Source organism: Klebsiella sp. BIGb0132, from assembly GCF_024810075.1.
In the GTDB taxonomy this organism is placed as follows: Bacteria; Pseudomonadota; Gammaproteobacteria; order Enterobacterales; family Enterobacteriaceae; genus Klebsiella; species Klebsiella terrigena.
This window is the reverse complement of record NZ_JANUDW010000002.1, coordinates 739154-752166: the sequence shown is the minus strand read 5'-3', so window position 1 is coordinate 752166 and position 13013 is coordinate 739154. Positions and strand designations below refer to the sequence as shown.

The 13013-nt window shown below is 62.9% G+C and carries 9 protein-coding genes and 2 riboswitches; all 9 genes read left to right on the top strand.

Annotated elements, in window-relative coordinates:
• The first annotated feature begins 199 nt into the window (after window positions 1–199).
• Window positions 200–280: riboswitch (ZMP/ZTP riboswitch) on the top strand.
• A 19-nt stretch (window positions 281–299) separates the two neighbouring features.
• The 9 genes from M2416_RS10500 (at window position 300) to mrdA (ending at window position 13002) form a co-directional block, all read left to right on the top strand.
• Window positions 300–932 carry a LysE family translocator gene (locus tag M2416_RS10500; protein WP_259223752.1) on the top strand — a complete coding sequence of 211 codons (633 nt, stop codon included), beginning with the start codon at window positions 300–302 and terminating at the stop codon, window positions 930–932.
• 185 nt (window positions 933–1117) lie between these two features.
• Window positions 1118–1216: riboswitch (guanidine-I (ykkC/yxkD leader) on the top strand.
• Window positions 1217–1273: 57 nt separating this feature from the next.
• Window positions 1274–2332, top strand: coding sequence for a putative urea ABC transporter substrate-binding protein (locus tag M2416_RS10495; protein ID WP_076947158.1), 1059 nt, complete (start codon window positions 1274–1276; stop codon window positions 2330–2332).
• Between the two features lie 24 nt (window positions 2333–2356).
• Window positions 2357–3172 (top strand): ABC transporter permease, encoded by an 816-nt coding sequence (locus M2416_RS10490; RefSeq protein ID WP_041145460.1) that lies wholly within the window; start codon window positions 2357–2359, stop codon window positions 3170–3172.
• Window positions 3169–3948, top strand: coding sequence for an ABC transporter ATP-binding protein (locus tag M2416_RS10485; protein ID WP_259223749.1), 780 nt, complete (start codon window positions 3169–3171; stop codon window positions 3946–3948). Before M2416_RS10490 ends, M2416_RS10485 begins: the two co-directional genes overlap by 4 nt.
• Before the next feature lie 4 nt (window positions 3949–3952).
• Window positions 3953–4681, top strand: coding sequence for an urea amidolyase associated protein UAAP1 (locus M2416_RS10480; RefSeq protein ID WP_259223747.1), 729 nt, complete (start codon window positions 3953–3955; stop codon window positions 4679–4681).
• 10 nt (window positions 4682–4691) lie between these two features.
• Window positions 4692–5327: an urea amidolyase associated protein UAAP2 gene (locus tag M2416_RS10475; protein WP_259223744.1), complete on the top strand. Its 636-nt coding sequence runs from the start codon at window positions 4692–4694 to the stop codon at window positions 5325–5327.
• Between the two features lie 168 nt (window positions 5328–5495).
• A complete protein-coding gene (gene uca, locus M2416_RS10470; RefSeq protein ID WP_259223743.1) occupies window positions 5496–9101 on the top strand; it encodes an urea carboxylase in 3606 nt (1201 codons plus the stop codon).
• On the top strand, window positions 9098–10894 hold the full coding sequence (gene atzF / locus M2416_RS10465; protein WP_259223741.1) for an allophanate hydrolase: 1797 nt from the start codon (window positions 9098–9100) through the stop codon (window positions 10892–10894). The genes uca and atzF overlap by 4 nt, the downstream gene beginning before the upstream one ends.
• Before the next feature lie 182 nt (window positions 10895–11076).
• On the top strand, window positions 11077–13002 hold the full coding sequence (gene mrdA / locus M2416_RS10460; RefSeq protein WP_076947154.1) for a penicillin-binding protein 2: 1926 nt from the start codon (window positions 11077–11079) through the stop codon (window positions 13000–13002).
• The last annotated feature ends 11 nt before the right edge of the window (window positions 13003–13013 follow it).

Below are 13013 nucleotides of genomic sequence, written 5' to 3'. Positions count from 1 at the left end.
GCGACTTACTAACCATAGTATTAACGTATTAGTTTAGGAAATCGCCGCGGCACGTTTGGCGATAAAAGCGCCAGTCCACCAGGAAAAATCTTATGCACCAGCGGCGGCGGGCAACACCGGCATTACCCATAAGGCGAAGCCGGGCATAAGCGGCGAAATTTGAGGGGTTGCTGAGCGGTGAGCGACAGGCTATTACTATTCACGGCCATGTAACTGGCGCCTTGAGACAGAATACTGTCGGGGAGCATGGTCGCGACCGCCGCGCGCCTGGGCATAACTTTGTCTGGTGGAGATAAACTATGCCTGAATTGAGTTCGTTAATAACATTCGCGTTCGTTGCCCTGGGGCTGGTGCTGACCCCCGGGCCGAATATGATCTACCTGACCTCGCGCTCGATCTGCCAGGGTAAACGCGCCGGCCTGATTTCATTAGGCGGCGTGGCGCTGGGGTTCGTCTTTTATATGCTGTGCGCGGCGCTGGGGATTACCGCGCTGATTTTTGCGGTGCCCTATGCCTACGATATTTTGCGCATCAGCGGGGTCGTCTACTTACTCTACCTGGCCTGGCAGGCGATAAAACCGGGCGGTCGTTCGCTCTTTGCCGTGCGCGACCTGCCGGCAGACAGCGGGCGTAAGCTCTTTCTGATGGGCTTTATTACCAATCTGGCGAATCCTAAAATCGCCATTATGTATCTGTCGCTCTTACCGCAGTTTATCTCCCCCGGCCACGGCAGCATTCTCAGCCAGTCTTTGGTGCTCGGCTTCACCCAGGCATCAATCGGCGTGGCGGTCAACGCGCTGATTGTGCTGATGGCCGGCGAGGTGTCGCGGTTTCTTACCGGTCGCCCGCTCTGGCAGCGCTTTCAGCGCTGGCTGATGGCGACGGTGCTGGCAGGAATGGCGGTTAAAATCGCCTGTGAAGCGCGCAAATAACGCCCCGGCAGGCGCGAGCCTGCCTCCCTCTGCACCAAATCTACGCGTTGCCCCAAAACGACTCCCCATCCTGGTGTGTTGGCGGCGGTAAATATTCCATCATGTTGATTTTATGCTAATTATTATTTTGGCATATGCTTTGCAAGATAAAAACAGAAGGCAGCGCACCATACAATTTAGACGATCAAATAGCTGGCTAGGGTTCCGGTTCACGCAGGTGAATGACTGGTCCGAGAGCTGGCGACCTCTGCGAGGTTACACGGCGGGACAAAAGCCCGGGAGACAGCAGCACCAGTAGGTGTCGCGCTGCTCCTGTTTTTTGTGCCAACCAGAGGTTCATCATGAAGCGATCGCCACTACTCCGTTCTTTTGTCCTGTCCCTGGCGCTGCTGGCCAGTTTCCCTTCTTTTGCCGCGGTGAAAAAAGAGTTCAACATCTGCTGGACGATTTATGCCGGCTGGATGCCCTGGGGCACCATCAGCAACGAAAAAATCATCGATAAATGGGCCAGCAAGTACGGTATCAAGATCAATATCGTGCAGCTCAACGACTACATCGAATCGATTAACCAGTATACCGCCGGCCAGTTCGACGGCTGCACCATGACCAATATGGATGCCCTGACCATTCCTGCCGCAGGCGGGGTGGATACCACCGCGCTGATCACCGGCAGCTACTCCGACGGCAACGATGGCGTGGTGCTGAAGGGCGCGGGCAAAAAGCTGAGCGACCTCAAGGGAATGCAGGTTTACCTCCCGGAGCTCTCGGTTTCGCACTATCTGCTGGTTCGCGGACTGGAAAAGGCCGGACTGCAGGAGCGAGACGTCAAAGTGGTCAATACCTCTGACGCCGATATTGTCTCGGCCTTCGGCACCAGCAGCGTGCGCGCCGCCGTGGCGTGGAACCCGCAGCTGTCGGTTATCAAAAAGACCCCACAAACCAGCGAAGTCTTTAGCTCCTCCCAGGTGCCCGGAGAGCTTATCGACATGATGGTGGTCAACAGCCAAACCCTGAAGGACAACCCGGCGCTCGGCAAGGCGTTGACCGGCGCGTGGTTTGAGATGATGAGCAAAATGCAGGCCGGGGATAAGCCGGCGCTGAGCGCCATGGCGGCCGATTCCGGCACCGACCTCGCGGGCTACGAGGCGCAGCTGAAAACCACCCATCTGTTCTGGACTCCCGACGAGACCCTCAAATTTATCTCCACCCCGGAGCTGGCCAAAACCATGCAGCGCGTGGCGCAGTTCTCCTTTGACAAAGGGCTGCTGGGCGAGGGCGCCCAGAGCGCTGACTTTATCGGCATGGGCTTCCCGGGCAACGTCACCGTCGGCGACGCGGGCAACGTCAAGCTGCGCTTCGACGATAGCTACCTGAAGATGGCCGCCGCGGGCCAGCTGTAATGATTTCTGACGGGAGTCAACGCCATGCGACAAATTAACCGCCATCCACAGCAGGGCATGCGAATGATGCTGATGCTGATGCCCTTTGTGCTGCTGATCGCCGCCTGGGTTATCGGCTCTGCGCTGCGGCTGGAGGCCAATCCGCAGGACAAGCTGCTGCCCGGACTGACGCAAATGGTCGCCGCCGTCGAGCGGATGGCGTTCACGCCGGACAAACGCAGCGGCGAATACCTGCTGTGGGCCGACACCCTGATCAGCCTGAGTCGCCTGCTGACCGGGCTGGCGCTCTCCTCGCTGATCGGGCTGAGCATCGGTATCGCCGCCGGGGTTTTCCCGCTCTACCGCGCGGCGCTGTCGCCGCTGATGACCGTGATCTCGATGATCCCACCGCTGGCGATCCTGCCGGTGCTGTTTATCGTCTTTGGTCTCGATGAGCTCTCCAAGGTGATGCTGATTGTTATTGGGGTGACGCCCATGCTGGCGCGCGATCTCGAGCAGCGGGCGCGGGAAATTCCGGCGGAGCTGTTTATTAAAGCGCAGACCCTCGGCGCCAACAGCTGGACGCTGGTGCTGCGGGTGGTGCTGCCGCAGCTGCTGTCGCGCCTGATTATCTCCCTGCGTCTGCTGCTGGGTTCGGCGTGGCTGTTTCTGATCTCGGCGGAGGCCATTTCCGCCACCGCCGGTCTCGGATACCGCATTTTCCTTGTCCGCCGCTACATGGCGATGGACGTCATTATTCCCTACGTCATCTGGATAACCCTGCTGGCCTGGCTGATGGATCTGGCTCTGCGGCAGCTGCATAAAGCCTGCTTCCCGTGGGCGGAAGGAGGCCGGGCATGAGTTTCATTGCCATTAAAAATATCTGGCAGGAGTACGGCGACCACGTGGTGCTGGAGCGCATCAATCTCGAGGTCAGGGAGGGGGAGTTCTGTTCGATGGTCGGGGCCTCCGGCTGCGGGAAATCGACCTTTTTGCGCCTGCTGCTGGGCCAGGAGAAGCCGACCCGGGGCGCCATCACCCTTGACGGCCAGCCGCTGGCCGCCGAGCCGGACCGCAGCCGCGGCGTGGTGTTCCAGCGCTATTCGGTCTTCCCGCATCTCAACGTGCTGGATAACGTGGCCGTTGGCCTCGAGCTGCCGGCCTCGCCGCTGCTTGGCCGCCTTTTTGGCGCCCGCAGACGGCTCGCCCGCGAACGGGCGGTGCAGATGCTGGAGAAAGTCGGCCTCTCCCACGCGCTCGATAAGTATCCGGCGCAGCTCTCCGGCGGCATGCAGCAGCGGCTGGCTATCGCCCAGGCCTTCGTGATGCAGCCGCGTATTCTGCTGCTTGATGAGCCGTTTGGCGCCCTCGACCCGGGTATCCGCAAGGATATGCACGCGCTGCTTTTGCAGCTGTGGAGCGAAACGCGGATGACGGTCTTTATGGTCACCCACGATTTGGCCGAAGGCTTCAATCTCGGAACCCGGCTGCTGGTCTTTGACAAGGTGCGCCACGACCCGCAGGCGCCCAACGCCTACGGCGCGCGCGTGACCTACGACATACCGCTTAACGAAGCCCGCATGTCGCAGATGCTCGGCACCGGCAGCGATAACAACGTTTATGCATTAAGGAGATAGTCAGATGAAGCCACTTTTTCACTCCGCACCGAGCCTGCGCGAAGAGTTTGTCCCGGGCGGCGGCCATACCTCGTTTATTCTGCGCCGCGGGCAAATCCTGCGCCTGACCGATATCGACGGCGAGGCTAACGTCAGCATGATGATGCTCAATCCGCATGAAAAGAGCGAACGCCTGAATCTGCCGGATACCCTGAAAGGGCAGCACACCGCGCGCCTGACCGCCGGGCACTGCTTCTACTCCGATATGGGCCGCGTGCTGGCGGGGATCGTCGCCGATAGCAGCGGCTGGCACGATCCCTTTGGCGGCGTGCTCAACGCCGAAGAGACCTTAGAAAAGTACGGCGCAGGGCGCTACCAGGAGCTGCGCAACGGCTACTACCGCAACGGCGTCGATAACCTGCTGGTTGAGATGGGCAAATGGGATCTGGGCCTGGAGGATCTGCTGATGGTGGTCAACTTCTTCAGCAAGGTCACCGTCGCCGCCGACGGCAGCTTCCATTTCTGTGCCGCGCCCTCCAGCGCCGGGCGCTACGTCGAGCTGTTTGCGCCGATGGACGTGCTGATCGTCCTTACCGCGCTGCCGCATCCGCAGGACCCCGCTACGGAGTATGCCCCGCGTCCGGTCCAGCTGAGCTGGTTCGACGCCGACGATGCCGGGGCGGCGGTCGCCTCGCTGCTCACCCGCGATGAAAACCAGCGCGCGTTTGCCAATACCCAACTTTTTGCCCTCTGAGGAGCCGACCATGAGCCTTGTTACCAGTCCCCGCAACCCGGCTGATGCCGTTTATCGTCACGTGATCCCGGCGGGCGAACCCTGGCTGTTCGAAGTGAAGAAAGGACAAACCCTGCGGCTGCTCGATCTTGAAGGCAACCAGGCTATCGACACCCTGTTTTATAACGCCGATAACCCGCGCGAACGCTACGATCCGCAGCGCACGCTGCGTCGCCAGGGGAACGTCTATCTGACCACCGGCAGCGTGCTGTTCTCGAATCTTGGCCGGCCGCTGCTGACCATCGTTGCCGATACCTGCGGCCGCCACGACACTCTCGGCGGCGCCTGCGCTCAGGAGAGCAACACCGTGCGCTATGCCGCCGATAAGCGCTATATGCACAGCTGCCGGGACAACTTCCTCTGCGCCTGCCTGCACGACGGCCGCCTGCACAAGCGTGATATCGGCGCCAACATCAACTTCTTTATGAACGTGCCGGTGACGGAAGAAGGCGGGCTGACCTTCGAAGACGGTATCTCCGCCGCCGGGAAATACGTCGAGCTGCGCGCGGAGTGTAACGCCATGGTGCTGATCTCCAACTGCCCGCAGCTCAATAACCCGTGCAACGGCTGGAATCCAACCCCGGCGGAGGTGCTGGTATGGAACTGACCCGCTGGCAGCGCTGGCGGCTGATGGCCTATCGCCTGTTTGCCGTACGCGCCGATCGCCTGAACAGTACGCCGTCGCGCAAATCCTGACGCCGACGCGCCCCGGGGACGACCCCGGGAAGAACGCTATTTTGCTGCGGGACGACCCGCTCTGATGTGAGTCCCGCTTATGTTCAATACGCTACTTATTGCCAACCGTGGCGCCATCGCCTGCCGAATTCTGCGCACGCTGCGCGATATGCAGGTTAAAGGCGTCGCCGTCTATTCCGATGCCGATCTCAGCAGCCTGCATATTCGCGAAGCCGATGAAGCGCTTAGCCTTGGCGACGGCCCGGCGGCGCATACCTATCTGGTGGTGGAGAAAATTATCGCCGCCGCGCGGCAAAGCGGCGCCGAGGCGATCCACCCCGGCTACGGTTTCCTCTCGGAAAACGCCGCCTTCGCCGAAGCCTGCGAAGCCGCCGGACTGGTATTCGTCGGCCCGACGCCGCAGCAGCTGCGGACCTTTGGCCTTAAGCATACCGCCAGGGCGCTGGCTAAAGCGCAGGGGCTGCCGCTGCTGGAAGGAACCGAGCTGCTGGCCGATAGCGCCGAGGCGTGCCGCGCCGCGCAGGAGATTGGCTATCCGGTGATGCTCAAAAGCACCGCCGGCGGCGGCGGGATCGGCATGCGGGTGTGTCACGATGCCGACGAGCTGGCGGAGGCTTTTGAGACCGTCCGCCGCCTCGGGCAGAACAACTTTAGCGATGCCGGCGTGTTCGTTGAAAAATATATCTCCCGCGCGCGCCACCTTGAGGTGCAGATCTTTGGCGACGGGCAGGGGGAAGTTATCGCCCTCGGCGTGCGCGACTGCTCGATTCAGCGCCGTAACCAGAAGGTTATCGAGGAGACGCCGGCCCCCAACCTGCCCGCGGGCATGGCGCAGGCGCTTTGCGACGCGGCCATCGCCCTGGGTAAAGCGGTCAGCTACCGCAGCGCCGGGACGGTGGAGTTTGTTTACGACAGCCTGGCGCAGCGCTTCTATTTTCTCGAGGTCAACACCCGCCTGCAGGTTGAGCACGGCGTGACCGAGCAGGTCTGGGGCGTCGACCTGGTGCGCTGGATGGTCGCCCTGGCGGCGGGGGATTTGCCGCCGCTGTCCCGGCTGATGGCGGATCTGCAGCCGCGCGGCCATGCGATTCAGGCGCGGATCTACGCCGAAGATCCCGGCCGCCACTTCCAGCCCTCGCCGGGGCTGCTCAGCGAAGCGACCTTCCCGCCGGCGGATGGGAAAACCCTGCGAATTGACCGCTGGGTGGAGGCCGGCTGCGAGGTGCCGCCGTTCTTCGACCCGATGCTGGCAAAAACGATCGCCTGGCAGCCCGACCGCGAGCGGGCTATCGCCCGTCTCAGCGAAGCGCTGGCGGCAACCCGGCTGTACGGCGTGGAAACCAATCGTCTCTACCTGCAGCAGATTCTGGCTTTCGCCCCCTTTACCGAGGGTGAACCCTGGACCCGCTGCCTCGAGCAGCTGAGCTATCGGGCGGCAACCGTTGAGGTGCTGAGTGCCGGGACCCAGACCAGCGTTCAGGACTATCCGGGGCGCCTCGGATACTGGGCGGTGGGGGTTCCGCCGTCGGGGCCGATGGACGACCGGGCGCTGCGCCTCGGCAACCGGCTGCTTGGGAACCCGGAGGGCGAAGCGGCGCTGGAAATCACCCTCAGCGGACCAACGCTGAAGTTTAACTGCCTCGCCGAGGCGGCGATATGCGGCGCAGCGGTGGCGGTAACCCTCGACGGCGTGGCCCAGCCGATGAACCGCGTCTTTACGATTCCCGCCGGCGCGACGCTGAAAATCGGCCCGGTCAGCGGCGCGGGGGTGCGCAGCTACCTCTGCCTGCGCGGCGGCATTCAGGTGCCGGACTATTTAGGCAGTAAAAGCACCTTTACCCTCGGACAGTTTGGCGGCCACGCCGGACGCGCGCTGCGCAGCGGCGACGTTCTGCACCTCGCGCCGACGCCCGGCGCAGAAGCCGGCGCCACGCTCCCGGTTACGCTGCAGACCCATCTGGATGCGGTGCGGACGCTGCGGGTGATCTACGGCCCCCACGGCGCGCCGGAATTCTTTGCCGCAGAGTATATCGCTACCTTTTTTGCCACCGACTGGGAGGTTCATTTCAACTCCAGCCGTACCGGCGTGCGGCTGATTGGCCCGAAACCACTGTGGGCGCGCGACAGCGGCGGTGAGGCGGGGCTGCATCCGTCGAATATTCACGATAATCCCTATGCTGTCGGGGCGGTCGATTTTACCGGCGATATGCCGGTGATCCTCGGTCCGGACGGCCCAAGCCTCGGCGGATTTGTCTGCCCGGTCACGGTGATTGAGGCCGACCTGTGGCAGCTCGGGCAGCTGAAAGCCGGGGATAAGGTGCGCTTTGCGGCGGTCGATTTAGCCACCGCCCGTCGTCTGGCGCAGGGCCGCCGCGAGGAGCTGGCGACCCTTGAACCGGCGGCTATCGGCTGGCAGCCGGCGCCGCTGGCGTCGCCGGTGGTGATGAGCTGCGGGGAAGGCAGTAAACGCCTGGTGGCGCGGCTCTCCGGCGATACCCATCTGCTGCTGGAGGCCGGAGAGGCGGAGCTGGATCTGGTTCTGCGCTTTCGTATCCACGCGCTGATGCAGACGCTGGAGGCGCAGGCCCGGATGGGGGTCATCGACCTGACGCCGGGGATCCGCTCTTTGCAGGTTCACTTCCAGCCGGAAACCCTGACCCTGGAGGCGCTGCTGGCATGGGTGCGCGCGGAATGGGCGACGGTGTGCGTCAGCGACGATCTCGAGGTTCCCACGCGCGTGGTGCACCTGCCGCTGTCGTGGGACGACCCGGCCTGCCGCAAGGCTATCGATAAATATATGACCACCGTTCGCCGCGACGCGCCCTGGTGCCCCAGCAATCTTGAGTTTATCCGGCGGATTAACGATCTGCCCGACGAACGCGCGGTCTGGGATACGGTGTTTGACGCCAGCTACCTGGTGATGGGGCTGGGGGATGTCTATCTCGGCGCGCCGGTGGCCACTCCCCTCGACCCGCGCCACCGGCTGGTGACCACCAAATACAACCCGGCGCGCACCTGGACGGCGGAAAACTCGGTCGGGATTGGCGGTGCCTACCTGTGCGTGTATGGCATGGAAGGCCCCGGCGGCTACCAGTTCGTCGGCCGCACGCTGCAGATGTGGAATCGCTATCACGAGGTGGCCGATTTTGCCGGCAAGCCGTGGCTGCTGCGCTTCTTCGATCAGCTGCGCTTCTATCCGGTCTCCGCCGAAGAGCTGCTGCAGATCCGTCGTGATTTTCCGCTCGGCCGCTATCCGCTGCGCATTGAGCACAGCACCCTGCGGCTGGCGGAGTATCAGCAGTTCCTTGAGCGCGAGGCCACGAGCATCGACGCCTTCCGCCAGCACCAGCAGCGCGCGTTTAACGAGGAGCGCGAGCGCTGGATAGCCAGCGGTCAGGCGCATTTCGAGAGCCAGGAGGCGGCGGTTGAAGAGGGCGCAGATGCGCCGCTGCAGAGCGGGCAGCAGGGGGTAGAAAGCCCCGTTTCCGGCAACCTGTGGCAGGTGCAAACCGCGCCGGGCAGCCGGGTTCGCGCCGGAGACGTTCTGCTGGTGCTGGAGTCGATGAAAATGGAGATCCCGCTGCTGGCCCCCTGCGATGGGGTGATTGCCGAGGTGAACGTCCAGCCGGGGGCCTCGGTTCGCGCCGGGCAACGGGTGGCGGTAATAATGGAGGAAAACGTATGAATCAGCACAGTTTTGACCTACGCCTGAGTACCCTGGCGACGGGCTATCGCGATGGTCGTCTGACGCCCCGGGCGCTGATGGCGGAGCTGCGCCAGCGGGCCAGCGCGCTGAATCCAGAGTATCAGCTGTTTATTCATATTCTGACGGCAGAGGAGCAGGAGCCCTGGCTGGCGGCGCTGGACGGCGTCTCGCCGGAGACCCTGCCGCTGTACGGCGTGCCGTTTGCCATTAAGGATAATATCGATCTTGCCGGGATCGTCACCACCGCCGGGTGTCCGGCGTTCGCCTATACCGCCGAGCGGGACGCGACGATTGTGGCTCAGCTGATTGCGCTGGGCGCGGTTCCGGTCGGTAAAACCAACCTCGACCAGTTTGCCACCGGCCTCAACGGCACGCGCTCGCCGTACGGGCGCTGCCGCAACGCCGTGCACCCGGCGTATCCGTCGGGCGGTTCAAGCGCCGGTTCGGCGCTGGCGGTGGCGCTCGGCGTCGCCAGCTTTGCGCTCGGTACGGACACCGCCGGCAGCGGGCGAGTTCCGGCATCGCTAAACAACCTGGTTGGGCTGAAGGCCAGCAAAGGGCTGATCTCTACCGCCGGCGTGGTACCGGCCTGCCGGACGCTCGACTGCACGACCTTTTTCACCGCCACTGCCGCCGAATCGAGCCGGCTGCTGGCGCTGACCGCCGCCGTCGATCCGCGGGATGCCTACAGCCGCCGTAATCCGCAGTGGAACGCGGCGCAGGCCTTCGGGGTCCCCGCGCCGGGCTTTCGCTTCGGCGTTCCGCAGACGCTCAACTTCCTCGGCTGCGCGCAGAGTGAAGCGCTGTTTTTACAGGCCAAAGCGCGGCTGCTGGCCCTGGGCGGCGTGGCGGTGAGTATCGATATGGCGCCGTTTCTCGCCGCCGCCAGTCTGCTGTATGACGGGCCGTGGGTGGCGGAGCGCTACGCGGTGGCGGGGCCGCTGATTGAACGGGAACCGCAGGCGGTCCTGCCGGTGATCCGCGACGTGCTGGCGAAGGCGCCGCAAACCGACGCAGTCGCCGCCTTTCAGGCGATGTATCAGCTGCAGGCCTATAAGGCGCAGTGTGATGCCCTGCTCGACGGCGTGGAGTGCGTCCTGACGCCGACCTATCCGCGGCCGGTCACCCTGGCGGAGCTGGAAGCCGAGCCGGTGAAGCGCAACGCCGATCTGGGCTATTACACCAACTTTATGAATTTGCTGGACTATGCGGCCGTCAGCGTGCCGACGGGCTTTTTGGCGAACGGTCTGCCTTCCGGCGTGACGCTCTTTGGCCGGGCCTTCACCGACCAGTACCTGCTCGGGCTGGCCGATGCCTTCCAGCGGGCGCAGCCGCTGTCGCTGCCTGGCGGGGCGCTGATAGCCCCCGAGCCGCCGGCGGCTAGCGCCTGCCACGATCGCCAGGCGCTGGTGGTCTGCGGTGCCCATCTCGACGGGCTGGCGCTAAACGGACAGCTGCGGGAGCGGGGCGGACGCCTGCTGGCGGCGACGGAAAGCGCGGCCTGCTATCGGCTCTACGCGCTGGCCGACGGCAGGCGCCCGGGAATGGTGCGGGACGAGAGCGGCGGGGCGGCCATTGCGGTGGAGGTGTGGGAGCTGCCCTCCGCCGAGCTGGGATCGCTCCTGGCGGCGATCCCGGCTCCGCTAGGATTGGGTAAAGTGGAGCTGGCGGACGGGCGCTGGCTCAGCGGCTTTATCTGCGAGGAGTACGGCCTGCAGGGGGCGACCGATATTACGGCCTACGGCGGATGGCGGGCCTGGCTGGCGTGCTAGGTGACGGTGTCACATATTCTGAAAAAATAGCGTCGGCCCTCCCTGGGCTGGCGCTGCTCACATGCTGAAACATTTCTGCCAATTCATTAGCAACCTTTCCGTAGGGCTCCCGCGCCGATAAGGCTATCCTTCCCCGCTTTTAATTTTTTGCTTCTTATTGAAACTCAGGTGAATTACCGCCAATGACTCTATTGAGAGATGAAATTCGCGATCACTCAGCGGAAGAGATGCTGTTTATTCGCCGGGCCGTGGTGGCTTTTATCCTGGTGGTGGTCTGCTTTAGCATACTGATCGTCAACCTCTATCGCCTCCAGGTCAGGCAGCACGATTTCTATCAGACCCGCTCGAACCAGAACGATATTAAAATGCTGCCTATCGCGCCGAGCCGCGGGCTGATATTCGATCGCAACGGCGTTCCGCTGGTCCAGAACATCACCCTCTATCGCCTGCAGGTGATCCCCAGCAAAATCGCCGACATGAAGGCGCTGCTCCAGCAGCTGACGCCGATCGTTGATTTAACCCCCGATGATATCGCCGGCTTCCGCGACGATATGCTGCACAACAGCCGCTACAAAGAGGTGACGCTAAAATCCGCGCTCAGCGACGTCGAAGTGGCGCGCTTTGCGGTCAACGAGTTCCGTTTCCCCGGCGTCACCGTGGAGAACTACCAGCAGCGTGACTACCCTTACGGCGCCGAGCTGGCGCACGTTGTTGGCTACGTCTCGAAAATTAACGATAGCGATCTGCAGCGGCTGACCAAAAACGGCGAGGCCGAGAACTATGCCGCCGACCACAATATCGGCAAGCAGGGCATTGAGGGCTATTACGAACAGGAGCTGCACGGTACCACCGGCTACCAGGAGGTCGAGGTGGATAACCACGGGCGGGTGGTGCGCCTGCTGAAAGAGGTGCCGCCGGTCGCCGGCAAAAATATCTATCTGACGCTCGATCTGCACCTCCAGCAGTACATTGAATCGGTGCTCAAGGGGCAGCGCGCGGCGGTGGTGGCGGTCGACCCGCGCGACGGCGGGGTGCTGGCGATGGTTTCCAGCCCGAGCTACGATCCCAATCCCTTTGTGAAAGGCATTGGCTATAAGGCCTACCGTTCGCTGCTTGATAACGCCGACCGGCCGCTGATTAACCGCGTCACCCAGGGGCTCTACCCGCCGGCGTCGACGGTTAAACCCTATATGGCGCTCTCGGCGCTCTCGGCCGGGGTCATTACGCCCACCACCACCTTCTTCGGCGCGCCGACCTGGACGCTGCCCGGCACCCAGCGCCGCTACCGCGACTGGCTGAAAACCGGTCACGGCATGCTCAACGTTACCAAGGCCATTGAAGAGTCGGCGGATACCTTCTTCTATCAGGTGGCGTTTGAGATGGGGATCGACCGGATTCACACCTGGCTGAGCAAGTTTGGCTACGGCCAGCCAACCGGGATCGACCTCAATGAAGAGTATTCGGGGGTGCTGCCGAGCCGCGAGTGGAAGCAGCGGATCCATAAGAAGCCGTGGTATCAAGGGGATACCATCTCAGTCGGCATCGGCCAGGGCTACTGGATTGCCACCCCGATCCAGATGGTGAAAGCGCTGACGACGCTGATCAACAACGGCAAGGTGAAGAACCCGCATCTGCTCTACTCCATGAAGCGCGGCAATAAGGTTGAGCGCTATCAGCCGCCGCAAAACGCGCCGCAGGTGGGCGATCCAAAATCGCCGTACTGGGGGATTGTGCGCAACGGGATGTACGGCATGGCCAACCTGCCAAACGGCACTGGCTACAAGCTGTTCCACACCGCGCCGTATCAGATTGCCGCGAAGTCCGGGACCTCGCAGGTCTTCAGCCTGAAGGAGAACCAGACCTACAATGCGAAAATGATCCCGGTCAGGCTGCGTGACCACATTTTCTATACCCTGTTTGCCCCGTATCAGCATCCGCGGGTGGCGATGGCGCTGATCCTTGAGAACGGCGGCGGCGACGGCGTGGTGGCAGGACCTACGGCGCGCGCCATTCTTGATCATATCTTCGACCCGGCTAACGCGCCGGCGGCGGCAGAGGGCGGCGCGCAGGCTAACGTCCCTCAGGTCGATAGCGCCGACGCGCAGTAGGACAGGGCCCG